Raw genomic sequence first — 22546 nt, 5'->3', positions numbered from 1 at the left:
GGGAGAAGCAGGGAGGGAAAGCTCGAGTGCCGGCGCGCTTTGACTTTGACCAAACCAATATCAGGAGACAAGACATGAGACTTCTTAAGCGACGCACATTCACGGCAGCACTGGCCGCCGCCAGCCTCGCGCTGGCATGGAGCCCGTTTGCCCAGGCCCAGGCAGGCAAGAAGCTGGTGATCGGCTTTGCCCAGACGGGCGCCGAGAGCGAGTGGCGCACCGCCAACACCGATTCGGTCAAAGCCGCTGCCAAGGCGGCCGGCCATGAGTTGAAGTTTTCCGACGCGCAGCAGAAACAGGAGAACCAGATCAAGGCGATCCGCTCCTTCATCACCCAGAAGGTGGACGTCATCATTCTGGCGCCGCTGGTCACTACGGGCTGGGATACCGTGCTGAAGGAGGCCAAGGCCGCGAAGATTCCCGTGATCCTGGAAAGCCGCAACGTGGTGGTGAAGGACCCGTCCACCTGGACCACCTTCATCGGCTCCGACTTCGTCGAGGAAGGCCGCCGTGCGGCGAAATGGCTTCTCGACAACACCAAGAGCACCACGGGGCCCGTCAACATCGTCGAGCTCCAGGGAACAGTCGGTTCCGACCCCGCGATCGACCGCAAGAAGGGATTCGACGAAGTCATCAAGGGGAACCCGCGCTACAAGGTCATCCGCTCCCAGACCGGCGACTTCACGCGCGCCAAAGGCAAGGAAGTGATGGAGGCCTTCCTGAAGGCCGAGGGCAAAAAGATCAACGTTCTTTACGCGCACAACGACGACATGGCCATAGGCGCGATCCAGGCGATCGAGGAGGCGGGCCTCAAGCCCGGCAAGGACATCCTCGTCATCGGTGTCGACGCCGTGAAGGGCGCCTTCGAAGCCATGATCGCCGGCAAGATGAATGTGAGCGTGGAGTGCAATCCGCTGCTGGGGCCGCAGCTGATGGAGGCGGCGGCGAAGGCTGCCGCCGGCCAGCCGCTGGAGCGCTGGATCAAAACCATCGAGGGTGTATTCCCGGCCGAAATCGCGGCCAAGGAGTTCCCCAACCGCAAGTACTAGCGAACGTACTGGCGAAAGGCCAGCGAACCGGTTTTGCATTCGTAGGGCGACTAGAAAGCGGCTGGCCTGGAAGCCGCGGCCCATTACGACCCACCCGCGCGGTTTTGCGATCGCGCGCATGCCGCCAGGCCGGCAAAAAAACGATCAGGAGACAGCAATGCATACAAGACGAGACCTCCTTGCCGCAAGCGCCGGCGCAGCACTGGCCGGTATTGCGGGGCGCGCGGCGGCGCAGACCTATGAACCCGCCTGCTTCAAGCCTTTTGCCGCCGGCACCAAGACCATCCAGTACCCCGCCAAGAAGGGCCCCTACCGCATCGCCCTGGCCAACGGCTACGCGGGAAACAGCTGGCGCATCCAGATGATCAAGTCGCTCAAGGCCTACGCGGCGACGCCCGAGATGAAGCCCCACATCAAGGAGCTGAAGGTGGTCTCCACCGGCACCGACGTCGCCGCGCAGCTGGGTGCCGTCGACAACTTCATCAATGCGGGCTTCGACGCCATCCTGACCATCGCGGTGTCGCCCACGTCCTTCAAGCCGGTGATCAAGCGCGCCAAGGATGCGGGCGTGGTCCTGATCCCCTTCGACAACGTGCTGGACACCGACGAGGTCATCCAGGTCAACGAAGACCAGCTCGAGATGGGCCGCCTCATGGGGCGGTGGCTGGAGAAAAACGGTGTCACCAGCGGCAAGGTGCTCGAAATCCGCGGGCTGCCCGGCAACTCGGTCGACCGCGACCGGCACCTGGGCTTTCGCGAGGTCATGGAAAAGCACAAGGGCGTGCAGATCGTCGAGGTGGTCGGCAACTGGGATGACGGCACCTCCCAGAAGGTGGCGGCGGACGCCATCGCCGTGCACGGCCGCTTCAACGGCATCTACACCCAGGCCGGCTCCAACGGCACGGTGCGTGCGCTCATCGAGGCCAAACATCCTTTCGTGCCCATAGGCGCCGAGGGGGAGAACGGCTTTCGCAAGATGGTCTACGCGCACCACAAAGACGGGCTCAAGGGGGCTTCGGCAGCGCAGTCGCCGGGCCTGGTGGCCGTGGCGCTGAAGGCGGCCATCGCCGCGCTGCAGGGACAGAAGCTGCCCCAGTACATCTCGGTGCCCATCCCCTATGTGGAGTACCAGCAGATGGCGCCGGGCAAGAACTTCTACCCCGACCTGCCGGACACCTTCTATGTGGCCAATGAGTTCCCGCCGTGCAACATCAACATCACGGCGCCGGACATCATGAAGCAGAGCGAAGGCAACACCTGAAGGAACGCGCATGCCCGAGGCCTTGTTGCAACTCCAGGGAATCTCCAAGCGCTATGCGGGCGTGCGCGCGCTGGACGGCGCGGACCTCACCTGCCATGCGGGTGAAATCCATGCCGTGCTCGGTGAAAACGGCGCGGGCAAGTCCACCCTGATCAAGACCATCGCCGGGGTGGTGCAGCCCGATGCCGGCCGTATCCTCATGGAGGGGGCCGAGCTGCGCCTGGCGTCGCCGAACGTGGCCCGCGACCACGGGATCGCCTGCGTGTTCCAGGAGCTGTCCCTGGTGCCGGACCTCTCGGTGGCGGAGAACATCTTCCTGGCGCGGCCGCCGCGCCGGCACGGGTTGATCGACGCCAGGGCCCAGCAAGAGCAAGCCCTCGCCTTGCTGGACAGGCTGGGCTGCGGCGACATCCATCCCAAGGAGCGCGTGCGCGACCTGCCGCTTTCCAGGCGGCAGCTGATCGAGATCGCCAAGGCGCTGAGCCTGCAGCCGCGGCTGCTGATCCTGGATGAGGCGACCTCCGCCTTGAGCGGCGAGGACGTGGAACGGCTTTACAAGCTGCTGTTCCAGCTGCGGGCGAGCGGTGTGGGCAGCTTGTTCATTTCACACCGCATGCACGAGGTCAAGGCGCTGGCCGATACCTGCTCGGTGTTTCGCAGCGGCCGGCGCGTGGACACCTTCCCTGGCGGAAGCCGATCCGATGAGGAGGTGGTGCAGCTGATGATAGGCCGCGATGTCGCCAAGTCCTATCCGCCGAAAACCGGTCCCGCGCCCTGGGCCCAGCCCGCCATCAGCGTGCAGGGCCTGAGCTGGCCCCCCGCGCTGCACGACATCTCGCTGGAGATCAAGGCCGGCGAAATCGTCGGGCTGGGAGGGCTGGACGGGCAGGGACAAAAGGAATTGCTGCTGGCCCTGTTCGGTGTGCTCAAGGGCGTGCAGGGCAGGGTAGAGGTGTTCGGCGAGCCGCGCGGCCTGGCGCCGCACAGATGCAGGGATCCGGAGCTGGGCATCGCGCTGATTCCCGAGGACCGCAAGACCGAGGGGCTGATCCTGCCCATGAGCATCCGCGAGAACATGAGCCTGGCCAACCTGCCGGCGTTCGGGCGCCTGGGCGTCCTCAGCGCGGCGGCGGAGCGTTCCGCCGTGGCGCGCATGGTGGAGCAGCTGCGCATCAAGATCGGCTCCACGCAAGACGCGGTGCAGACCTTGTCGGGCGGGAACCAGCAGAAGGTGGTGATCGCCAAATGGCTCATGACCCAGCCGCGCGTGCTGCTGCTCAACGACCCGACCCGCGGCATCGACGTGGCCACCAAGCAGGAGCTGTATGCGCTGCTGCGCCGGCTCGCCGCCGAAGGCGTGGCCGTGCTGCTGTATTCCACCGACTACGAGGAACTGGTCGGCCTGGCCGACCGCGTGCTCATCATGTACGAGGGCCGGATCGCCCGCACGCTGGCCGGCGGCGAGATCAGCGAACACGCGATCGTGGCCTCCTCGCTCAATGTGTCGCTCAACGACTCACCCAACGTTCCCTCCGGCGGCGGGGAGGCCGCCGTGGCATGACCCGGCGCGGCGAATGGGCCATGGCATTGCGGCGCAACGGCGGGCCGCTCGCCGCCCTGGCGGTGTTCGCCCTGATGTTCGCGCTGTTCCTGATGCAGCACCCGCGCTCGATCTCCGTGGCCATCGTGACCACCGCCTCCAACAAGGCGGTGCTGCTGGCCATCGTGGCGATGGCGCAGACCCTGCCCGTCATCACCCGGGGACTGGACCTTTCCGTCGGCATGGTGATGGTGATGACCGGCTGCCTGGCCTCCACGGTGGTGAACGGCGCGCCCTGGCAGGTGGCCCTGGGCGTTGTGCTGGTGCTGGCCTGCGGCGCGGCGGCGGGTGCCATCAATGGCGCCATCGTGGTGTTCGGGCGCCTCCAGCCCATCATCGTCACGCTCGCCACCGGCGCGGTGTACTTCGGTTTTGCGCTGCTGCTGCGGCCCGCGCCGGGCGGCGAGGTCAGCGAGGGGCTGGCGGACGCCCTGACCGGCCGGCTGTTCGGGGTGGTCCCCGCCACCCTGGTCCTGCTGGCCGCGCTGCTCGTGCTGGGATGGATGCCTTTCAGGCGCACAGTGACAGGGCGCGCATGTTATGCCGTCGGCTCGTCGGAGCAGGCCGCCTACCTTTCCGGCGTTCCGTCCGACCGCGCCAAGTTTCTCGCCTACACCATCGCCGGGCTGCTGTCGGGTGTCGCCGGGCTGCTGCTGTCGCTGATCGCGCTGTCGGGTGAGGCCAGCGGCCCGCAGGCGGGGCTGTACACCCTCAACTCCATCGCGGCGGTCGTGATAGGCGGCACCTCGCTGTATGGCGGTACCGGCGGAATGGTCGGCTCCATCCTCGGCGCCTTCGTGTTGCGCACCATCGGCGACCTGCTGTTCGTCTTCAACGCGCCGGCGCTTTGGCAGCCGCTGTTCGAGGGCCTGATCCTGCTGGGCGCCGTGTGCATAGGCGCGGCGCGCGTGCTGCGTGTCAGAAACCGCCTGGAGCTGTTCTGATGAGTGCCAGCGAACTGACCGCCGCCCAGCCTTCCCAGCCTTCGCTCGGGCCCGAGAGACGGCCAGTGTGGCTTCTGCGGCTTCTGCGGCGGCTGCTGCTGAACCCGCCCGCCGTGGTGGCGTTGTGCTGCCTGGCGCTGCTGTTGGCCGGCAGTGCCGTGAACCGCAACTTCCTGATGCCCACCTACCTGCTGCAGCAGCTGCAGATCGCCGCTTTCCTCGGGCTGGCCGCGGCGGGGCTGATGGCCGTCATCCTGCTGGGCCACATCGACCTGTCAGTGCCGTGGACCATCACCACCGGCGCCATGATGGCCGCCGCCGCGGGAGCGGCCTTCGGGCCCGGCTGGGCCATTCCGGCCGGCCTGTGCTGCGGCGCCCTGATCGGGTTGGTGAACGGCCTGGGTGTGGCCTTCCTGCGGATTCCCTCGATGATTTTCACGTTAGGCGCGAATGCCGTGCTGCAGGGCCTGATGGTGCTGTACACGGGCGGCCATGCGCCCCAGGACGCGGCCACCCCGCTGATGCGCGACCTGGCCGTCGGCAGGACCGCGGGCCTGCCCAACGCGGTGCTGGCCTGGGCAGCCGTCTCGCTGCTGGTGTACCTGCTGCTGACGCGCACGGCGGCGGGCCGCTATGTCTACGTGATCGGCAACAGCGAGCGCGCTGCCTACCTCAGCGGCGTGCGCACCGCCGTAATGACGGTCGCCTGTTTCGTCGCCTGCGGCATGCTGTCTGCGTTCGCGGGCGTGCTGCTGGCCGGGTATTCGGGCAATGCCTACCAGGCCATGGGCGACCCCTACCTGCTGCCGGCGATCGCGGCCGTGGTGCTGGGCGGCACCAACATCCTGGGTGGGCGCGGCAGCTACCTGGGAACGGTCGCCGGTGTGGTGTTCATCGTGCTGCTGCAAAGCATGCTGGCGGTGCTGCAGATGCCCGAAGCGGGCCGGCAGATCATCTACGGCGCGCTGATCCTGGCCATGCTGATGCTGTACGGAAGATCGGCCAAAGTGAGGTAAGGTGAGGTGAGTATGAGTGAACACTACGGCATTCGCGGCGAGTTCCGCCTGCACGACGCGCGCTTTCGCGGCGTGGTGCCCCCCAACGGCTTTGTCGAGAAGCTCTACACCGGCGCGCGCTGGGCCGAAGGGCCGGTGTATTTTCCCGCGGGCGATTTCCTGCTGTTCAGCGACATCCCCAACAACCGCATCCTGCGCTGGGTGCCCGACGGCGCCGGGCCCGGATGCGTCGTGGAGTTCCGCAAGCCCGCCGATTTCGCCAACGGCAACACGCGCGACGGCGAGGGCCGCCTGCTCAGTTGCGAGCACGGCACGCGCTGCGTCAGCCGCACCGAGCACGACGGGCGCCGCACGGTGCTCGCCTCCTCGTTCCAGGGAAATAAGCTCAACTCGCCCAACGACCTGGTGGCCGGGCCCGACGGGGCCGTGTGGTTCACCGACCCGACCTACGGCATCCTTTCCGACTACGAGGGTTACACGGCGGCGCCCGAGTATGGAGGCCGCTACGTGTTCCGCATCGATCCCATCACCGGCCGGGTGGACGCCGTCGCGACCGATTTTGTGCAACCGAACGGGCTGGCCTTCTCGCCTGACGGAAAGCGGCTGTACATCGCGGACTCGGGTGCTTCGCACGATGCCGAAGGGCCGCACCACATCCGTTCGTTCGAGGTGGCGGAAGGCCGGCTGCGCGGAGGCGAGGTGTTCGCCACGCTGGACGCCGGCATCCCGGACGGGCTGCGCGTGGACGTCCTGGGCAATGTGTGGACCAGTGCCGGCGACGGCGTCCATTGCTTCACGCCGCGGGGCGAGTTGCTGGGCAAGATACTGATCCCCGAGCCGGTGGCCAACATCGAGTTCGGCGGCCCTCGAGGTAACAGATTGTTCATCACGGCGACGACCTCGCTGTATGCCTGCTACCTGGCGGTGTCCGGCGCCGGCACCCGCGCAGCGCAGCCAGGCTGAGCCCGCGCGCCGCGCCGGTTCGCACCCGAGTTGCGCCAATTGCTGCAATGCAGAAAGAAATTTCACAAGCCGCGCTCGCCAAATTCGCAAGCTTGCGCGGCGGCACAAGGGCTAGCATCGCGTCTTTGATTGTTCCGGCGCAGACATGATCTCTTTCGAATCCCTACCCCCGGTCCGCTATGAGGGCCCGCAGTCGACGAATCCACTGGCCTACCGCCATTACGACGCCAAGGAGCGCGTGCTCGGCAAGACGATGGAGCAGCACTTGCGGCTCGCCGTCTGCTACTGGCATACCTTTGTGTGGCCGGGTAGCGACGTGTTCGGGCAGGGGACCTTCGCACGGCCCTGGCATGTGCCCGGCGACGAGCTGACGCTGGCGCGCCGCAAGGCCGACGCCGCCTTCGGCCTGATCTCGCGTCTGGGTGTGCCCTTCTACACTTTTCACGATACCGACGTGGCACCTGAGGGCACGAGCCTGGCGGACTACCGCAGCAACCTGTCGGCGATGGTCGACGTGCTGGCGCAGAAGCAGCAGGAGACGGGCATCCAATTGCTGTGGGGCACGGCCAACCTGTTCAGCCATCCGCGCTACGCCGCGGGTGCCGCGAGCAATCCCGACCCCGAAGTCTTCGCCTATGCCGCGACCCAGGTCTTCAGTGCACTCAATGCCACCCACCGGCTGGGCGGCGCCAACTACGTGATGTGGGGCGGCCGTGAAGGCTACGACACGCTGCTCAACACCGACCTGCGGCGCGAGCGTCGCCAGCTCGGCCGCTTCATGCAGATGGTGGTGGAGCACAAGCACAAGATCGGCTTCCAGGGCCAGCTGCTGATCGAGCCCAAGCCGCTGGAGCCCACCAAGCACCAGTACGACTACGACAGCGCCACGGTCTATGGTTTCCTCAAGGACTTCGGCCTGGAGCACGAGATCAAGCTGAACATCGAGGCCAACCACGCCACGCTGGCGGGCCACAGCTTCCAGCATGAGATCGCCACGGCCGCTTCGCTGGGCATCTTCGGCAGCATTGACGCCAACCGGGGCGATCCGCAAAACGGCTGGGACACCGACCAGTTCCCCAACAGCGTGGAAGACCTGACCCTGGCGATGTACGAAATCCTGCGCGCCGGCGGCGTCGGCAGTGGCGGCTTCAACTTCGACGCCAAGGTGCGCCGCCAGAGCATGGACCCGGAGGACCTGCTGCATGGCCACGCCGGCGCCATCGACGCGCTGGCCCTGGCGCTCAAAAGCGCCGCGCGGCTCATCGAGGCCGGTGAGCTTGAGCGCTTTCGCGCCGAGCGTTATGCCCGCTGGGAGGGCGACCTGGGCCGCGGCATTCTGGGCGGGGACATGAAGCTCAGCGAGGTCGCCGAATACGCCTTCGTCCAGGACATCAGGCCCAAGCCGGTGAGCGGGCGGCAGGAGTGGCTGGAAAATCGCGTGAACGCCGCGATCTTCGATCCGGTTGCTTGAGGTACCGGCAGGAGCGCCCAGCATGAACCCGGCCGTCGGCTTTCAGCAGGTGACAAAGCGCTTCGGTCCCGTGCAGGTGCTGCACGGCGTGAGCTTCGCCTTCGCGCCCGGCCGCGTGTACGGCGTGCTGGGTGAGAACGGCGCCGGAAAGTCCACGCTGATGAAGATACTGGCCGGCTACGAACAGGCCAGCGAGGGTTCGGTGGAGATCGCCGGCCAGGCCGTGAGTTTTCGCGGCCCGCGCGATGCCGAAGCCGAAGGCATCGTGATGATCCACCAGGAGTTCAACCTCGCCGACGACCTGACCATCGCCCAGAACATCTTCCTCGGGCACGAGTTGATACGCCATGGTTTTCTGGACGAGGCGGAGATGGCGCGCCGCGCCGAGGCGGCCATGCGCTCGGTGGGGCTCAGCTGCAGCCCCGGCCGGCGTGTGCGCGACCTGATCGTGGCCGAGAAGCAGCTGGTGGAGATCGCCAAGGCGCTGAGCCGCAATGCCCGCGTGCTGGTGATGGACGAACCCACCGCCACGCTCACGCCGTCGGAAACCGAGCGCCTGTTCGGCCTGATCGCGCAATTGCGCGACCGGGGCGCCACCGTGCTGTACATCTCGCACAAGCTCGATGAAGTCGAGCGCATCACCGACGAAGTGCTGGTCATGCGCGACGGCCGCCTGGTGGCGCAGCGCCTCACGGGCAGTGTGAGCCGGCACCAGATGGCCAGCCTCATGGTGGGCCGTGAACTCAGCGACCTGTTCCCCCCGCGGCAGCCCGTGCCGGACGGCACACCCGTGCTGCTCAAGGTTGAAGGCCTGCAGGTGCCCGGCTGGGCGCAGGACGTGAGCTTCCAGGTGCGCTCCGGCGAGATCCTGGGTTTCGCCGGGTTGGTCGGCGCCGGGCGAACCGAGTTGTTCGAGGGCTTGCTGGGCCTGCGCCCGTCGAGCTGCGCGGCGGTGGAGATCACGGGCCGCCCGTGGACGCGGCGCAGCCCGCGCTCGGCCGCGCGCATGGGGCTGACCTACCTGAGCGAAGACCGCAAGGGCCGCGGCCTGCACCTGCGCATGGGCCTGGCGGAGAACCTCACGCTGATGGCGCTGGAGCATTACGCCCGGCCCTGGTTAAACCCCGCGGCGGAGCGCGCGGCCCTGAAGCAGGCCAGCGAAGCCTTCGGCATCCGCGCGTCGGCCGGTGTGCCGGCCTCGGCGCTGTCTGGCGGCAACCAGCAAAAACTGGCGCTCGCGCGCGTGCTGCAGCCGCAGCCGGAAGTCGTGGTCCTTGACGAGCCCACCCGCGGCGTGGACGTGGGCGCCAAGCGCGACATCTATTTCCTGATCCAGCGCCTGGCCGCCGAGGGCCGCGCCGTGGTCATCGTCTCGTCCGAGCTGCTGGAGCTCATCGGCCTGTGCCACCGCGTCATCGTCATGCGCCAGGGCAGGCTGGCGGCCGAGCTGCCGCAGGACCAGCTCACCGAAGAATTGCTGATTGCCCATGCAACTGGAACCCACTAAGCCCATGGCCGGCGCACCGGCTGCACCGATGACCGCGCGCCGATGGACCGGCCTGCGCAGCGGCGGCCCGCTGGCGGGCCTGGTCCTGGTGTGCCTGCTCGGCGCCATGCTGAATGAGAACTTCGCCAGCCTGGACAATGTCATGAATGTCCTCACGCGCACGGCCTTTATCGGCATCATCGCCGTGGGCATGTGCTTCGTGATCATTTCCGGCGGCATCGACCTTTCCGTGGGCTCGATGGCGGCATTGATCGCGGGCACCATCATCCTGCTGATGAACGCCGCCGCGGGCGCCGGCTGGCCGCCGCTGGCCGCCATCCTGGCCGGCATGGCCTGCGCCATCGCGCTGGGTGCGCTGTTCGGCCTGGCCCATGGCCTGCTGATCACCAAGGGACGCATCGAGCCCTTCATCGTGACCCTGGGCACGCTGGGCATCTTCCGCGCCTACCTGACCTACTTTTCCAACGGCGGCGCGATCACGCTGGACGGCACGCTGGCCAGCGCCTACGGACCGGTGTACTACGGCAGCTGGCTGGGCGTGCCGGTGCCGGTATGGGTATTCATCGTCGTCGCGCTGCTGGGCGGCCTGATCCTGAACCGGACCGCCTACGGCCGCTACGTGCAGGCCATAGGCTCCAACGAACAGGTGGCCCGCTACGCGGCCGTGGACGTGGACCGCGTGAAGGTGCTCACCTACATGTTGTTGGGGATCTGCGTGGGCGTCGCCACCGTGCTCTACGTGCCGCGCCTGGGGTCGGCCTCGCCGGCCACGGGCCTGCTCTGGGAACTCGAGGCGATCGCGGCGGTGATCGTCGGCGGCACGGCGCTCAAGGGCGGCGCCGGCAGCATCACCGGCACCGTGATCGGCGCGGTGCTGCTTTCGGTGATCAGCAACATCCTGAACCTCACCAGCATCATCAGCGTGTACCTGAACGCCGCGGTACAGGGCTTCGTGATCATTGCGGTGGCGTTCTTCCAGCGCGGGCGCAAATGATGAGTTTCACCACCGGCACTGCCGTTTTTCAGCCAACCCAAAGAGGAGACAAACCATGAAACCGATCACCCAACTACTGGCGGCAGGCGCCGCCGTCCTGGCCTTGTTCGGCACCGCGCCGGCGGCGCTGGCGCAGAACAAACCGCACATCGGCGTGTCCATCCCGGCCGCCACCCACGGCTGGACGGGCGGCGTGGTGTACTGGGCCAACCGCACCAAGACGGAGCTGGAAAAGCAATACCCCGGTCTCAAGGTCACCGTCAAGACCGCCGGCTCCGCCGCGGAGCAGGCCAACCAGGTCCAGGACCTGCAAACGGCCAACAAGATCGACACGCTGGTCATCCTGCCCTTTGAGTCGGCCCCGCTGACGCAGCCCGTGGCCCAGGTCAAAGGCAAGGGCGTGTACGTGACGGTGGTCGACCGCGGCCTGACCGACCCCGGCGCCCAGGACGCCTACGTCGCGGGCGACAACCCCGGCTTCGGCAAGGTGTCGGGCGAATACCTTGCCAAGGCACTGGGCGGCAAGGGTAACGTCGTCGTGCTGCGCGGCATCCCGACGGTCATCGACAACCAGCGCGTGGACGCGTTCATGGCCGTGATGAAGAACCAGCCGGGCATCAAGGTGCTGGACGCCAAGCACGGCAACTGGAACCGCGACGACGCCTTCAAGGTGATGCAGGACTTTCTGACGCGCTTCAAGCAGATCGACGCCGTCTGGGCTTCCGACGACGACATGGCCGTCGGCGTGCAGAAGGCCATTGAGCAGGCCAAGCGCAGCGACGTCAAGCTGGTGCTGGGAGGCGCAGGCTCCAAGGACTACATCAAGAAGGTGATGGACGGCGACAAAATCGTGACGGCCGACGTCACCTACTCGCCCAGCATGATCGCCGACGCGATGAAACTCACCGCGGCCGCGCGCGTCAAGGGCGAGAAGCTGCCGGCCTCCACCATCATCCCCTCGGTGCTGGTGACCAGGGACAACGCCAAGCAATACTATTTCCCCGACTCCCCGTTCTGAGGCAGCCATGGCCAGACCCGTCACACTTTTTACCGGACAGTGGGCCGACCTGCCGCTGGTCGAACTAGCACCCCTGGCGCGCGGCATGGGCTATGACGGGCTCGAGCTGGCCTGTTGGGGCGACCATTTCAACGTGCAGGAAGCGCTGGCAAGCGAAAGCTATGCGAAGGACAAGCGCGCGCTGCTGGAAAAGCACGGCCTGCGCTGTTTCGCCATCGGCAGCCACCTGGTGGGCCAGGCCGTGTGCGACCTGATCGATGAACGCCACAAGGCCATCCTGCCCGCGCACGTTTGGGGCGACGGCGATCCGGAAGGGGTGCGCCAGCGCGCCGCGCGCGAGATGCAGGACACTGCCCGCGCGGCCGCCGGGCTGGGCGTGAAGGTCGTCACCGGCTTCACGGGCTCGTCGGTCTGGCATTCGCTGTACGCCTTTCCGCCGACCTCGCAAGAGTACTGGGAGCAAGGCTTTCGCGACTTCGCGCAACGCTGGAAGCCCATCCTGGACACCTTCGAGTCCGTGGGCGTGAACTTCGCCCTGGAGGTCCACCCCACCGAGATCGCTTTCGACACCGCCTCGGCGCAACGCGCCGTCGAAGCCGTGGCGGGCCACAAGCGCTTCGGCTTCAATTTCGATCCCAGCCACCTGGGCTACCAGGGGGTGGACTACGTGAAGTTTTTGCGCACCTTCCATGACCGCATCTACCACGTGCACATGAAAGACGTGTGGTGGGGCAAAGGCGACGGCACCGTCGGCGTGTTCGGCGGCCACACCAGCTTCGGCGATGCGCGCCGCCACTGGGACTTCCGCAGCGTGGGCCGCGGCATGATCGACTTCGAATCCATCATCGTGGCCTTGAACGACATCGGCTATGCCGGGCCGCTGAGCGTGGAATGGGAGGACAGCCGCATGGACCGGGTGCACGGCGCCACCGAGAGCGCGGCCTATTCCAAACGGCTGGACTTCAAGCCGGCGGCCGGCGCCTTCGACGCGGTCTTCGACAAGGCCAAGCAAGGCGGGATGGCAGGGTCATGAAAAAGCTGCGTTATGCCATGGTGGGCGGCGGGCAGGGCGCTTTCATCGGCGCCGTGCATCGCAAGGCCATGGCGCTGGACGGGCAGATGGAACTGGTGGCCGGCGCGCTGTCGTCCGACGCGGGGCGCGCCCGCGCGTCCGGCGAGGAGCTCGGCCTGCGCGCGGACCGCAACCACGGCCGCTGGCAGGACCTGCTGGCCGACGAGCTCAAGCGGCCGGCGCAGGAGCGCATCGACTTCGTCTCCATCGTCACGCCCAACCACGTGCACTTCCCGGTGGCGCTGGCCTTCGCCGAGGCCGGCATCCACGTGGTCTGCGACAAGCCGCTGGTGCACAGCAGCGAAGAGGCCCAGGCGCTGGAGCGCGCCGTGCAGCGCAGCGGCTGCGTCTTCGGGGTGACCTACAACTACACCGGCTATCCCATGGTGCGTGAAGCCCGCGAGCTGGTGGCCAAGGGCGCGATCGGCGAAGTGCGCAAGGTCATCGTCGAATACAACCAGGGCTGGCTTGCCACGAACCTCGAAGCGACCGGCCAGAAGCAGGCCGACTGGCGCACCGACCCCGCACGCAGCGGCCTGGCCGGCGCCATCGGCGACATCGGCTCGCACGCCGAGAACCTGGTGGCGACCGTCACCGGGCTGGAGCTGGACAGCCTCTGCGCCGACCTGACCGCCTTTGTGCCCGGCCGCCGGCTGGACGACGACGGCAATGCGCTGCTGCGCTTCAGCAACGGCGCCCGGGGCGTGCTCATCGCCTCGCAGATCGAAGTGGGGTGCGAGAACGACCTGCGCCTGCGGGTGTTCGGCACGCAAGGCACGCTGACCTGGCACCAGGAAGAGCCGAACCGGCTTATTCACTCGCCCATCGACGGGCCCGCGCGCGTGCTGACCCGCGGCTCGCCCTGGCTGGGCGAGGCCGCGCGCCGCGCCACGCGCCTGCCGACCGGCCATCCCGAGGCCTTCCTCGAAGCCTTCGCGAACGTCTACCTCGGCGTGGCCGCGCATATCCGCGCGCTGCAGGCCGGCCAAACGCCGGATCCGCTGGATGCCGACTATCCCCGCCTGGCCGATGGTGCACGCGGCGTGCGCTTCATCGAAAAAGTGGTGGAGTCCGCCGGCAGCCAGGCCAAGTGGACGCCGATGCGCTGACGCATGTTCCTCGGCATCGATCTCGGGACCTCCAGCGTCAAGGCTGTCGTGCTGGACCGCCGGCACCAGGTGCTGGCCGTCGGCACGGCGCCGCTGGCGGTCGACCAGCCGCAGCCGCTGTGGCGTGAGCAGGACCCGGGCGCCTGGTGGCAAGCTTGTGATGGCGCCGTCCGGGAAGCGCTGGCCGGCCTGGTGGCGGCGGGGCACAGCCCCGGCGACGTGGCGTGCATCGGCCTGACCGGCCAGATGCACGGTGCAACCCTGCTCGATGCGCAGGACAAGGTGCTGCGGCCCTGCATGCTCTGGAACGACGGGCGTTCCGCCGCGGAATGCGAGATGCTGGAAAGCCAGGTGCCCCGCTCGCGGCAGATCACCGGCAACATGATGATGCCCGGCTTCACCGCGCCCAAACTCTTGTGGGTGGCGCGCCATGAGCCGGCGGTGTTCGAGCGCGTGCGCCGCGTGCTCTTGCCCAAGGACTGGCTGCGCTGGCGCATGACCGGCGAATACGCCAGCGACATGTCGGATGCGGCCGGCACGCTGTGGCTTGACGTTGCCAGGCGCGACTGGAGCGACGAACTGCTGGCCGCCTGCGGTCTGTCGCGCGAGCATATGCCAACGCTGCACGAAGGCCCCGAGGCCACGGGCATGCTGCGCGTTGACCTCGCGCAGCGCTGGGGCTTGCGCCCCATCCCGGTGGCCGCCGGAGCGAGCGACAACGCCGCCGGCGCGCTCGGTGCCGGCGTGTTCCGCGCTGGCGACGCGATGCTGTCGCTGGGCACTTCGGGCGTGGTGTTCGTCGCCACGCGTGAATTCGTCTCCAACCCCGCGCAGGCCGTGCACAGCTTCTGCCATGCCTTGCCACAGACCTGGCACCTGATGTCGGTCATGCTGTCGGCGGCTTCATGCCTGGATTTCACCGCTTCGTTGGTCGGCGAACCCGACGTGGAACGGCTGCTGGCCGAGGCCGAGGCGCGCGGCTTGCGGTCGTCCACGCCGCTGTTCTTGCCCTACCTGAACGGGGAACGCACACCGCACAACAACCCCCACGCGCAGGCCGTGTTCTTCGGCCTGAATGCCGGCACCTCGCGTGCCGACCTGGTCAATGCCACGCTGGAAGGCGTGTGCCATGGGCTGGCCCAGGGCATCGCGGCCTTGCAGGCGACCGGCGCCGGGCTAGCGCAGGTCAGCCTGATCGGCGGCGGCTCGCGCAGCGCTTACTGGGCCCAGATGCTGGCCGACGCCACGGGGCTGGAAGTGATACGGCGCGAGGACTCCGCGGTGGGCCCCGCCCTGGGCGCGGCCCGGCTGGCCTGGCTTTGCGCGGACAAGGCCGACGCGCAGGACGTCCTCAAGGCGCCCGCGGCATTGGACAGTTTTGCGCCCCGGCCCGCCGAGCAGGCACGATGGAGAGAGCGCGCGGCGCGTTTCGCGTCGCTGTACGCCGGTGTTGCGCCCTTGTACGGTTAGAGCGCGGCGCTTGATTGAGTGCTTTTTTTCGAACCCTTCTCAAAAAAGCGATTGACCGATACGTGAACATTCACGTTCATCGTGCGGAGGTGGCGGTCACACTGTCAGCCTAGAATCGGTCCGCCGGCTCGGGTCCCGGCTTTATCGGGCTGGAAGAAACTCGGAATGAACAACAAGTCTTTAATCACAAGCGCACATGAATGACGCGTTGATGCAGCGGTTGGCGCTTTTCCTCGAAAAGCACGAAACCCTGCGAGGGAAACCCGCCCGCGACGAGGAGATCAAAGCCGCGGAAGAAAAACTCAATGTCACGCTTCACGCTGACTACAAGGACTTCATCAAGCGTTTTGGCGGCGCTTATGCGGGAATGAACATTCACGCCTTCTCCAATGGAAGTTCCCTTGGCAAGGAAACGCTTGTCGAGTTAACGCTAGGCGCCAGAGAGAGCTACGCCGGAGATGAACGGGCTGTTGAGTTGAACAAGAGCTATGTGATCTCTCTCACCGGTACCGGCGATCCCGTCATCATCAACCCCGCTGGCGAAGTCGTGGTTCTCTACCATGACAGTGATGAACGTGAAGTCCTGGCGGCTTCTTTTGAGGTCTTGCTTCAGAAAGGGTTTGTAGAGTGGTAACTGAATACCTTACCTTCAGGATTTACCGATGAATGAGCTTGTTGCCGAATATCGGGCCATGCCCTGGGCCACCGATCACTTGCCGGATTCAGGCTTGAACCATCGCAAATGCGAAATCATTCGGGCGCTTGATTCGGACGCGAACCAGGACGATGTTTCCCAGCTGCTACTTGACGTGCTCCGGGAACCCCTGGAGTTTGACCTGGCGCGGGTTGAAGCCATTCAAGTTGTCGGGCTCTACGTCGATGAGGGCAGCCCCTTGCGCAATGAACTCTTCACCGAAGTCATCCGCATATTCAACAGCGAAGACGAGGATGAGATGCTTCAAGGTTGGGCCGAGCGGTACGTGGAGCGCCTGGAGCAAGCTCTGAAGAATACTGGGTAGTCTATGAGCCTACAAACCGATGGCCGTAGCTGGGCCGGCGATTCATTCATGCCGGAACCGCTTGGCGGCGCGGCTAACTCAGGTGTCAGGCCTCAATGAGAAATCACGTATTACCGCCGGTCATTCGGCTCATGGCGTTTATGACGCCATTGTTCCTTCTGCACCTTTACGCACGAAGCGCGTTTGAGTATGCGCGCACACAAGAGCGCCACGGGGACACTGGCCTGGGGATTGCCGTTCTTCTTGGGTTCATCACCTTGGTCATGCTGGGCGCGTTTCTGGTTGACCTCATCATCCAGATCCGAAGGAGAAGGCCTCTGAGCTATTTGACCAGCGCTTTCATCGTGCTGCTACTCCTCATGCCGTTTGGCTGGTTCGCGTGCAATTGGTTTGGACTTCACCAAAGTCTTGCTTGCAGGGTTCCCATGGTGGTTTTCGGTCAGGTTCTAGGTTGGCTTCATTTGTGAGCCCAGAGGACCCCTTTTTTACCTTTTACCTTTTACTTTTTACCTTAGGCCTCCATGCGTACGCTCGAAGAACTGACAAATCACGACGACCCGGCAATTCCGCTGGTTCGGCAATGGCTCGCTGAAAGCAGCAGGCCGGTCGAGCTTCTCCCGCCTTCAGAGCGCAACGGCGAAGTTCTCGTCAACCTCCAGGTGACAACTCGCTCGCCGATGGGTGCGATAGCCTATGAGACTGGCGGCATCCTGGTCGACAAGGGCTGGCTGCGCATTCTCGGGTCTGGCCATCCCCGGCTTCCACGAGACATCGCTGAATGGAACGCTGGGCGCTCATCCGGTTATCTGTTGGTCGCCGATGACGTGGCCGGCGGCTTCTTTGCGGTCAACGGGGGCAACCTGGGAGACGATCCCGGCTCGGTGTACTACTGGGCACCCGACACCTTGAAGTGGGAGTCGCTGGGTCTCGGGTATACGGATTTTTTCTGCTGGGCGCTCAGCGATAGACTGACTGCGTTCTACGAAGGATTGCGGTGGAGCAACTGGGAAGCCGACATGCAAAAGGTAGATGGCGGCCAGTGTTTCAGCTTTTACCCACCCCTCTGGACCGCAGAAGGGACTGCTGAATCCAGCTCCCGCAAACCGGTCAGTGTTGCGGATCTGTACGCGCTCAGTATTGAGGGCTTCGGCCAGGCGCAATGAACCGGAGGCCCAACCCTTCCATCGCGAGGGCGCCGTCCGGAAAGGCGGGTCATGCCTCTCATCTCAAACACTAGACCTCTATTCCTATGAGCAGTACCACGGAAGAACATCACCCGGATGAATTCAAACGAAAAGTAGTCACGGAGGCGTACTGCGCTACGCCTCAGGGTGGCTACCCTGAAGTTGCGGCCAGGTATGGACTCGAACCCCGGCTGATTTTTGATTGGGTTCGTGAATTCTTTCCTCCTCCACCGGCCCCGTTCTCATCAACACATGTATGGATTGGCACGACGGCTCAATCCCTGGAAGAATTCAACCGCTACTTCTCGCATGCTGATGATTACTGGGATGAGGAGGATAGAGATGCGCTCAGTCCCAGTGCAACAGGGTGCGGATTTTGTATTGATCTGGACACTCAATACCTGTACGACGGCGACCTGATGTACCACCAGTACTTTGCAAGCGCGGTTTCGGTGCAGACGTTGGTGAAAGAAGTGCCCTTGAGTACCCGTGCCGCTGCAGAAAGCATCCTGGAAGCCTGTGAGAAACGAGGCATTGTTTCAGCCAACGCGGCCATGTCATACGCGGACCCGACGCAGCTGGTTCGAGACCCCGACAAGCTATACAACGGCTTGGTTTATCTTGGTTTGTTCAAGGACCGCGACGCCTAAGACCCTTATCGGTTAATGAGAATAATCTGTAGCGACAAGGAGGTTTACGCCCTATGACATCAGGCCGGATTACGTTCCTGGACAACCCGTGGCCTGAAGGCCATGCCCTCAAGCAGTTTCGGTGGTCCGCCGAGCGCAGGGGTGGCGACGTCTGGTTTCACTTCCATCTGGAAACCGAGAATTACGACGCCGAAAGAGACATCGAGGAAGAGGAGGACGAGGACCATCCTTCGGCTTGGGAGGCGCCGGGGGTCTGGTGCAACTACGGCAGTTGCACCGTCTCCTCCGACCAGTGGCATCGGGGCGGCTTTCGAGGCGGCTCCCTCGCACAGTTCGCGCCTGGGACTGTCGACGGACTTAGTCTCCACGTGGACGGGCCTCCCTATGACCTGACGGAAGACTACGAAGCTCGCGCATTTCATGTCTATCTGCTCGGACATGATTCCGTGGTGGATCACACAATTGCCTTTTCCCGTGTGGAGGGTACGGAGCTGTTCGATATCACCTGGGAAGGCAAGATTGCCCTGACCTACGTGGGTAACTTTGAGCCGAAACATGGCTTTCTTGCCGAGATCAAAGGCGTTCCGTTTCCAACGGTCACGGAGGGCGCCTTATGACACCGGCCACCTCACTCGCGGCATTTGAGCAGCGCCTCTTGCTTGGCGGCCGCCCTGCGGCGGCACTCACAGCCTCCGAAGGTGTGGAGGCCATGCTGGCCTTCTACGCCGCCGAACGATGCGATGGATGCGACCTCGAGGAAGACGGAGACATGCTGCTCTTTCAATGGGGCACCTATAGCTGGGGCGGCTCGACGCACTTTGAGCTCAACATCACTCGCCAGCTTATGCCGGGTGGTGGCGATGAGGATGAAGATGATGACGAGGGCATCCTTCAGCTGTCCCTGACTTTTCGTTTCCCTCCTGCGGCAGAACTCCAGGCCCTGGGAAGCGGCAATGAATGGTGCGCTACGCCGTCTGGCCTGCCTGCATTTCGGGCCCACATTGATGCCTGCCCTGCTTTCGAACGGGTCGATGGCCAGGTCCCTTCCGAGGTGGTGCTTCATCTCGGCTCGGTGTGATCGCCGCAGCACCGGTGCCGAACTGGCGCAGGCAGCAGAGCACGCGTGCAGCGTGAACTGGGTCTTTGCTCTTGCTGCCGTCGTGTACGCCGAGGATGCCTGACCTTGGACACACAAAGTTACTAGCCACTTCGTTGCTTCATTGTTTTAGCAAGGCTCGTGTCAGCGTCACGCTGGACTATGGGCGGTTTTTTCACGCAGGCCACGCATGACTGTTCATGCGTGGCCTCTCATCAATAATAATTTCTGGGGGGAATGTCATGTCTACGATGTCCATCGTTGTTTTAGTCGCATGTGTATTTGCTGCGTACTTTGCGGTGCTTTTTGTCTATATGAAGCGAAAAAAAGCACGCCAGCTCGACGAATTCAAGTCAAAGCACTCCGGCAACCCACTGGATGAAAAACAAAAAAGAGCTTTGGCATTTGGCGGAATCCTGTTTAGCAACCGCTTCGAAAAAATCCTGACCATTCTTCCAGAAGATAACTTGAACACCTACATTGCCGGGCTCAAGAATCAATGGGAAATTGAGAATTCCAGCGACGCCAAAGAGGCGCTCGAAAACCTGCTCAATCTCACCAAAAGCAAAGACATTGATGCATTTGTCGCAGGCTCCCCAGAGCAGGTCAAGGCCGCTCAAAAAGAGATTTCAAAGGAACTGGGAATTTCCCTGGCGTCCGTGGAAGCGACGCGGTCGACTTTTGGCTGGGACACCATGAGGGCGGTGTCACTGGCCAGGTGGTGCTATTGGGCGGGCTATCTCACGGAACAGGAAACCTGGGAGTTCATCCACAAAGCCGCAGATATCGCCAGCACGCTCGGCAAAAATTGGGAAGACTATACGGTTTCGTTCCTCTTGGGCAGAACCATTCACGGATTTGACCTGGAAGATATTGGTTCAATGGCCAAGTACATCCTGAATGGGAAAACACGAGGCGATGAGAATACCGATATTTATTTGAAGTATTCGTACAAATAAAACAGCTTGCCTGACTTGGCGCCGGAACTTAGAAGGAGCGTCGGTGCATATCCCGCTTCTTGTCCAACTCCCCGTCAGTCAACGACAGTAAGGCAATTCGTGCGCAATACTTGCATCGCGATAGCGGTGAGTTCAATTCTGGCTGCTTGCGGTTCGCACAATCCCCAGCCGCCGGAGCAAACGCCACCCGCGCCTGTTGCCACCAACACGGTGGCACTGCCGCCCGTCGTGTACGGGCATTACCGGGGTCGCCAGATGTCCGAGTCGGATGATGCGTGCGGTGTGCCTGACCCATTGCGTCAAGCTGTGCAAGACCGGTTGAAAGCGCGGCATGAAGTTGTGCTTCCCGCGTCGGGTGCCGGCAGAGCGGCGGCCCCTTTGCTGAAGATCGAAATCATGGACATCGTGACCGTCAGCGCCGGCGGGCCCACGATCGTGCTCATCCATGCTGCGCTCGAACGGCCGGGACTGCCGGCTGTGCACTTCAAAGGCATGCGCCAGATGCACATTCAGCATTCCAATATCAAGGCGGACACCACCGAGTGCAGCGCAATGGATGCAGTGATTCAGGGCTTGGGGGCGGACCTTGCGAAATGGATGCTCAAGCCGGTGGACGGGGTGTCGCTGGTGAATGGAGTGTGAGTCCCGTGCGTGGGACCCGGTTTCTTTCACAGCCTGTTAGGCCAAAACTTACTTTCATGCCCACACACCTCGAATTAGTCGCGCAGGCAGCGCAGGCAGTCGCGAACACAGACCCGGATGCGATTGCGCAAGCCTTCGTTGGCAGCCTGTCAACGCGTAATCTGCCGGCGCGCTCTGCGTTTGGGAGCTACGTCGTGCTTCAAAACTTTGTGGCCCATGAATTCAGAAGCTCTGAACAGTTCTCCAAGCTTGGCTGCTTTTACTGCGGCCTGAGCCAGGAGACCAAGCGAGTAGAGACCGAAGAACGTGTACTGAACTATCCGAGTCAAACCCACCACACCAGCATTCAGTATTCGGCCTACGACTTGTCCAGCTTCGAGCGTCGACATATTGACAAACCGGGCCCCAAGGATTTACAGATGCTGCGTGATATCTTTGCCTCGCTCAGGTCGCTTCCGGCAGAAGCCCAGCTGGCAGACATGATCAAAAGTTTGCAGGGAAAACTACCAGGCAACAAGCTTGAACGAATGAAACTTCTGGAGACTTTCGGCTACGCCGGCATCCTCTGCCCTCGGGACCATGACCATTATTCAGGTGGGTTTGTCACCTCCGACGATGCCAACTCTAGGCAGCCGGGGGAGTTTTACAAGCGCGAGTGGGCTTACCCCGTGCGTTTCTGGACAGGAAGAGACGGGGTCAACGAAAGCCTTGTCACGAAGTACTTTGGCAAATACTTGTAGGTGCTCGTGATATTTGACCAGCAACTTTTGAACGTTAGGTGCGTTGCCAGCTGGCAAACCTTGACCCAGCTCTCCAAACAAACACCCGACTGCGCTGACTAAGTCAAAACCGTCAGACACCTGGAACACCCACGATGAGAACGCTATCCATCAGCAGCATTGATTTCACCGAGACTCATGTCGGCCTGACGCTGGGCGATGGCCGGATTCTTCACGAGAAGCTTTCGCGCAATCCGGACCTGCTAAAGGCAAGTCCCCAGCAGAGACTTGAATGGAAACTGCTGGACGATGGCCTGGTGTCTTGGCCTCACCTGGGTGACCAGGTAACGCTTGACGCGCGTTGGCTGCTTTGGGAGGAGCTGTGCAAGCAGGCCAACGACGAGGCAAAGGCCAAAGGCTTCAAGCTGGATGAGCTTCCACCTCGCTCGCAAGAGATTGTTGCTTTGTGGCGACTTGAAGCGGATGGATACAACGGGGGGTTCATGCAGTTTTTCTGCAACTGGGGCGAAGCGAACTGTCGCATCGCCTTGTCGGCGCTACAGGCTATCGGGGCCGATGCCACCTATGCAATCGTGGCACGCCAGCGAGAAATATTGGAAAGGCCCAAGGATCACCCTGAGCTCAAGTCGTATGACGATATCTGGAATCTCCTGACCAAGGAAGAACAGCACGAAATTGGCGGCAAGCTGGATCCCGAGTTTTGGGAGGCGGGAGACGAGATACCAAGACTGGCGGCTTTGCACTACTACGAGGGATAGGTGGCTGGCAACGTATGGGGAGTC

General features: G+C 63.8%; 23 protein-coding genes. All 23 read left to right on the top strand.

What is annotated here, in order from left to right; translation table 11 throughout:
- Nucleotides 1–74: 74 nt before the first annotated feature.
- The 23 genes from ACSQ27_RS17710 (at nucleotide 75) to ACSQ27_RS17600 (ending at nucleotide 22522) form a co-directional block, all read left to right on the top strand.
- Nucleotides 75–1049, top strand: a complete 975-nt coding sequence (locus tag ACSQ27_RS17710; RefSeq protein ID WP_436156811.1) for an ABC transporter substrate-binding protein — start codon at nucleotides 75–77, stop codon at nucleotides 1047–1049.
- Nucleotides 1050–1206: 157 nt separating this feature from the next.
- Nucleotides 1207–2310, top strand: coding sequence for a sugar ABC transporter substrate-binding protein (locus ACSQ27_RS17705; protein WP_436156810.1), 1104 nt, complete (start codon nucleotides 1207–1209; stop codon nucleotides 2308–2310).
- A gap of 10 nt (nucleotides 2311–2320) precedes the next feature.
- A complete protein-coding gene (locus ACSQ27_RS17700; RefSeq protein WP_436156809.1) occupies nucleotides 2321–3871 on the top strand; it encodes a sugar ABC transporter ATP-binding protein in 1551 nt (516 codons plus the stop codon).
- Nucleotides 3868–4854, top strand: a complete 987-nt coding sequence (locus ACSQ27_RS17695) for an ABC transporter permease (RefSeq protein ID WP_436156808.1) — start codon at nucleotides 3868–3870, stop codon at nucleotides 4852–4854. Before ACSQ27_RS17700 ends, ACSQ27_RS17695 begins: the two co-directional genes overlap by 4 nt.
- The gene (locus ACSQ27_RS17690) at nucleotides 4854–5870 is read left to right on the top strand and encodes an ABC transporter permease (protein ID WP_436156807.1); all 1017 of its coding nucleotides are present in this window, start codon (nucleotides 4854–4856) and stop codon (nucleotides 5868–5870) included. The genes ACSQ27_RS17695 and ACSQ27_RS17690 overlap by 1 nt, the downstream gene beginning before the upstream one ends.
- Before the next feature lie 12 nt (nucleotides 5871–5882).
- Nucleotides 5883–6833, top strand: a complete 951-nt coding sequence (locus ACSQ27_RS17685) for an SMP-30/gluconolactonase/LRE family protein (RefSeq protein WP_436156806.1) — start codon at nucleotides 5883–5885, stop codon at nucleotides 6831–6833.
- A 145-nt stretch (nucleotides 6834–6978) separates the two neighbouring features.
- The gene (gene xylA, locus ACSQ27_RS17680) at nucleotides 6979–8304 is read left to right on the top strand and encodes a xylose isomerase (RefSeq protein ID WP_436156805.1); all 1326 of its coding nucleotides are present in this window, start codon (nucleotides 6979–6981) and stop codon (nucleotides 8302–8304) included.
- A gap of 22 nt (nucleotides 8305–8326) precedes the next feature.
- Nucleotides 8327–9811, top strand: coding sequence for a sugar ABC transporter ATP-binding protein (locus ACSQ27_RS17675; protein ID WP_436156804.1), 1485 nt, complete (start codon nucleotides 8327–8329; stop codon nucleotides 9809–9811).
- A gap of 4 nt (nucleotides 9812–9815) precedes the next feature.
- Nucleotides 9816–10805 carry an ABC transporter permease gene (locus ACSQ27_RS17670; RefSeq protein WP_436157252.1) on the top strand — a complete coding sequence of 330 codons (990 nt, stop codon included), beginning with the start codon at nucleotides 9816–9818 and terminating at the stop codon, nucleotides 10803–10805.
- A 55-nt stretch (nucleotides 10806–10860) separates the two neighbouring features.
- Nucleotides 10861–11823, top strand: coding sequence for an ABC transporter substrate-binding protein (locus tag ACSQ27_RS17665; protein ID WP_436156803.1), 963 nt, complete (start codon nucleotides 10861–10863; stop codon nucleotides 11821–11823).
- Nucleotides 11824–11830: 7 nt separating this feature from the next.
- Nucleotides 11831–12856, top strand: coding sequence for a sugar phosphate isomerase/epimerase family protein (locus ACSQ27_RS17660; RefSeq protein ID WP_436156802.1), 1026 nt, complete (start codon nucleotides 11831–11833; stop codon nucleotides 12854–12856).
- Nucleotides 12853–14004, top strand: coding sequence for a Gfo/Idh/MocA family protein (locus ACSQ27_RS17655; protein ID WP_436156801.1), 1152 nt, complete (start codon nucleotides 12853–12855; stop codon nucleotides 14002–14004). Before ACSQ27_RS17660 ends, ACSQ27_RS17655 begins: the two co-directional genes overlap by 4 nt.
- Nucleotides 14005–14007: 3 nt before the next feature.
- A complete protein-coding gene (gene xylB, locus ACSQ27_RS17650) occupies nucleotides 14008–15474 on the top strand; it encodes a xylulokinase (protein WP_436156800.1) in 1467 nt (488 codons plus the stop codon).
- Between the two features lie 196 nt (nucleotides 15475–15670).
- Complete coding sequence (locus tag ACSQ27_RS17645; protein ID WP_436156799.1) at nucleotides 15671–16108, top strand: SMI1/KNR4 family protein; 438 nt, start codon at nucleotides 15671–15673, stop codon at nucleotides 16106–16108.
- Between the two features lie 28 nt (nucleotides 16109–16136).
- The gene (locus ACSQ27_RS17640; RefSeq protein ID WP_436156798.1) at nucleotides 16137–16493 is read left to right on the top strand and encodes a hypothetical protein; all 357 of its coding nucleotides are present in this window, start codon (nucleotides 16137–16139) and stop codon (nucleotides 16491–16493) included.
- A 521-nt stretch (nucleotides 16494–17014) separates the two neighbouring features.
- Complete coding sequence (locus ACSQ27_RS17635; RefSeq protein WP_436156797.1) at nucleotides 17015–17656, top strand: DUF2625 domain-containing protein; 642 nt, start codon at nucleotides 17015–17017, stop codon at nucleotides 17654–17656.
- An 86-nt stretch (nucleotides 17657–17742) separates the two neighbouring features.
- Nucleotides 17743–18327 carry an immunity 22 family protein gene (locus tag ACSQ27_RS17630; RefSeq protein WP_436156796.1) on the top strand — a complete coding sequence of 195 codons (585 nt, stop codon included), beginning with the start codon at nucleotides 17743–17745 and terminating at the stop codon, nucleotides 18325–18327.
- A gap of 53 nt (nucleotides 18328–18380) precedes the next feature.
- Nucleotides 18381–18944 (top strand): hypothetical protein, encoded by a 564-nt coding sequence (locus tag ACSQ27_RS17625; protein WP_436156795.1) that lies wholly within the window; start codon nucleotides 18381–18383, stop codon nucleotides 18942–18944.
- Nucleotides 18941–19405: a hypothetical protein gene (locus ACSQ27_RS17620; RefSeq protein WP_436156794.1), complete on the top strand. Its 465-nt coding sequence runs from the start codon at nucleotides 18941–18943 to the stop codon at nucleotides 19403–19405. The genes ACSQ27_RS17625 and ACSQ27_RS17620 overlap by 4 nt, the downstream gene beginning before the upstream one ends.
- Nucleotides 19406–19665: 260 nt before the next feature.
- The gene (locus ACSQ27_RS17615; RefSeq protein WP_436156793.1) at nucleotides 19666–20382 is read left to right on the top strand and encodes a DUF1266 domain-containing protein; all 717 of its coding nucleotides are present in this window, start codon (nucleotides 19666–19668) and stop codon (nucleotides 20380–20382) included.
- 396 nt (nucleotides 20383–20778) lie between these two features.
- Nucleotides 20779–21024 carry a hypothetical protein gene (locus tag ACSQ27_RS17610; protein ID WP_436156792.1) on the top strand — a complete coding sequence of 82 codons (246 nt, stop codon included), beginning with the start codon at nucleotides 20779–20781 and terminating at the stop codon, nucleotides 21022–21024.
- 56 nt (nucleotides 21025–21080) lie between these two features.
- A complete protein-coding gene (locus ACSQ27_RS17605) occupies nucleotides 21081–21764 on the top strand; it encodes a hypothetical protein (protein WP_436156791.1) in 684 nt (227 codons plus the stop codon).
- Nucleotides 21765–21898: 134 nt separating this feature from the next.
- Entirely contained in the window at nucleotides 21899–22522 is a 624-nt protein-coding gene (locus ACSQ27_RS17600) for a DMP19 family protein (RefSeq protein ID WP_436156790.1), read from the top strand.
- Nucleotides 22523–22546 lie beyond the last annotated feature (24 nt).

It is taken from the genome of Polaromonas sp. LjRoot131, from assembly GCF_964252805.1.
Classification (GTDB): Bacteria; Pseudomonadota; Gammaproteobacteria; order Burkholderiales; family Burkholderiaceae_C; genus Polaromonas.
Note: the sequence above shows the minus strand (reverse complement) of the source record. Positions and strands in the feature narration are given on the sequence as shown.

What these genes read in the sequence shown, in the direction of transcription:
- ACSQ27_RS17710 (WP_436156811.1), top strand. Translation starts at nt 75, where the DNA reads ATGAGACTTCTTAAGCGACGCACATTCACGGCAGCACTGGCCGCCGCC.
- ACSQ27_RS17705 (WP_436156810.1), top strand. Translation starts at nt 1,207, where the DNA reads ATGCATACAAGACGAGACCTCCTTGCCGCAAGCGCCGGCGCAGCACTG.
- ACSQ27_RS17700 (WP_436156809.1), top strand. Translation starts at nt 2,321, where the DNA reads ATGCCCGAGGCCTTGTTGCAACTCCAGGGAATCTCCAAGCGCTATGCG.
- ACSQ27_RS17695 (WP_436156808.1), top strand. Translation starts at nt 3,868, where the DNA reads ATGACCCGGCGCGGCGAATGGGCCATGGCATTGCGGCGCAACGGCGGG.
- ACSQ27_RS17690 (WP_436156807.1), top strand. Translation starts at nt 4,854, where the DNA reads ATGAGTGCCAGCGAACTGACCGCCGCCCAGCCTTCCCAGCCTTCGCTC.
- ACSQ27_RS17685 (WP_436156806.1), top strand. Translation starts at nt 5,883, where the DNA reads ATGAGTGAACACTACGGCATTCGCGGCGAGTTCCGCCTGCACGACGCG.
- xylA (WP_436156805.1), top strand. Translation starts at nt 6,979, where the DNA reads ATGATCTCTTTCGAATCCCTACCCCCGGTCCGCTATGAGGGCCCGCAG.
- ACSQ27_RS17675 (WP_436156804.1), top strand. Translation starts at nt 8,327, where the DNA reads ATGAACCCGGCCGTCGGCTTTCAGCAGGTGACAAAGCGCTTCGGTCCC.
- ACSQ27_RS17670 (WP_436157252.1), top strand. Translation starts at nt 9,816, where the DNA reads ATGGCCGGCGCACCGGCTGCACCGATGACCGCGCGCCGATGGACCGGC.
- ACSQ27_RS17665 (WP_436156803.1), top strand. Translation starts at nt 10,861, where the DNA reads ATGAAACCGATCACCCAACTACTGGCGGCAGGCGCCGCCGTCCTGGCC.
- ACSQ27_RS17660 (WP_436156802.1), top strand. Translation starts at nt 11,831, where the DNA reads ATGGCCAGACCCGTCACACTTTTTACCGGACAGTGGGCCGACCTGCCG.
- ACSQ27_RS17655 (WP_436156801.1), top strand. Translation starts at nt 12,853, where the DNA reads ATGAAAAAGCTGCGTTATGCCATGGTGGGCGGCGGGCAGGGCGCTTTC.
- xylB (WP_436156800.1), top strand. Translation starts at nt 14,008, where the DNA reads ATGTTCCTCGGCATCGATCTCGGGACCTCCAGCGTCAAGGCTGTCGTG.
- ACSQ27_RS17645 (WP_436156799.1), top strand. Translation starts at nt 15,671, where the DNA reads ATGAATGACGCGTTGATGCAGCGGTTGGCGCTTTTCCTCGAAAAGCAC.
- ACSQ27_RS17640 (WP_436156798.1), top strand. Translation starts at nt 16,137, where the DNA reads ATGAATGAGCTTGTTGCCGAATATCGGGCCATGCCCTGGGCCACCGAT.
- ACSQ27_RS17635 (WP_436156797.1), top strand. Translation starts at nt 17,015, where the DNA reads ATGCGTACGCTCGAAGAACTGACAAATCACGACGACCCGGCAATTCCG.
- ACSQ27_RS17630 (WP_436156796.1), top strand. Translation starts at nt 17,743, where the DNA reads ATGAGCAGTACCACGGAAGAACATCACCCGGATGAATTCAAACGAAAA.
- ACSQ27_RS17625 (WP_436156795.1), top strand. Translation starts at nt 18,381, where the DNA reads ATGACATCAGGCCGGATTACGTTCCTGGACAACCCGTGGCCTGAAGGC.
- ACSQ27_RS17620 (WP_436156794.1), top strand. Translation starts at nt 18,941, where the DNA reads ATGACACCGGCCACCTCACTCGCGGCATTTGAGCAGCGCCTCTTGCTT.
- ACSQ27_RS17615 (WP_436156793.1), top strand. Translation starts at nt 19,666, where the DNA reads ATGTCTACGATGTCCATCGTTGTTTTAGTCGCATGTGTATTTGCTGCG.
- ACSQ27_RS17610 (WP_436156792.1), top strand. Translation starts at nt 20,779, where the DNA reads ATGGACATCGTGACCGTCAGCGCCGGCGGGCCCACGATCGTGCTCATC.
- ACSQ27_RS17605 (WP_436156791.1), top strand. Translation starts at nt 21,081, where the DNA reads ATGCCCACACACCTCGAATTAGTCGCGCAGGCAGCGCAGGCAGTCGCG.
- ACSQ27_RS17600 (WP_436156790.1), top strand. Translation starts at nt 21,899, where the DNA reads ATGAGAACGCTATCCATCAGCAGCATTGATTTCACCGAGACTCATGTC.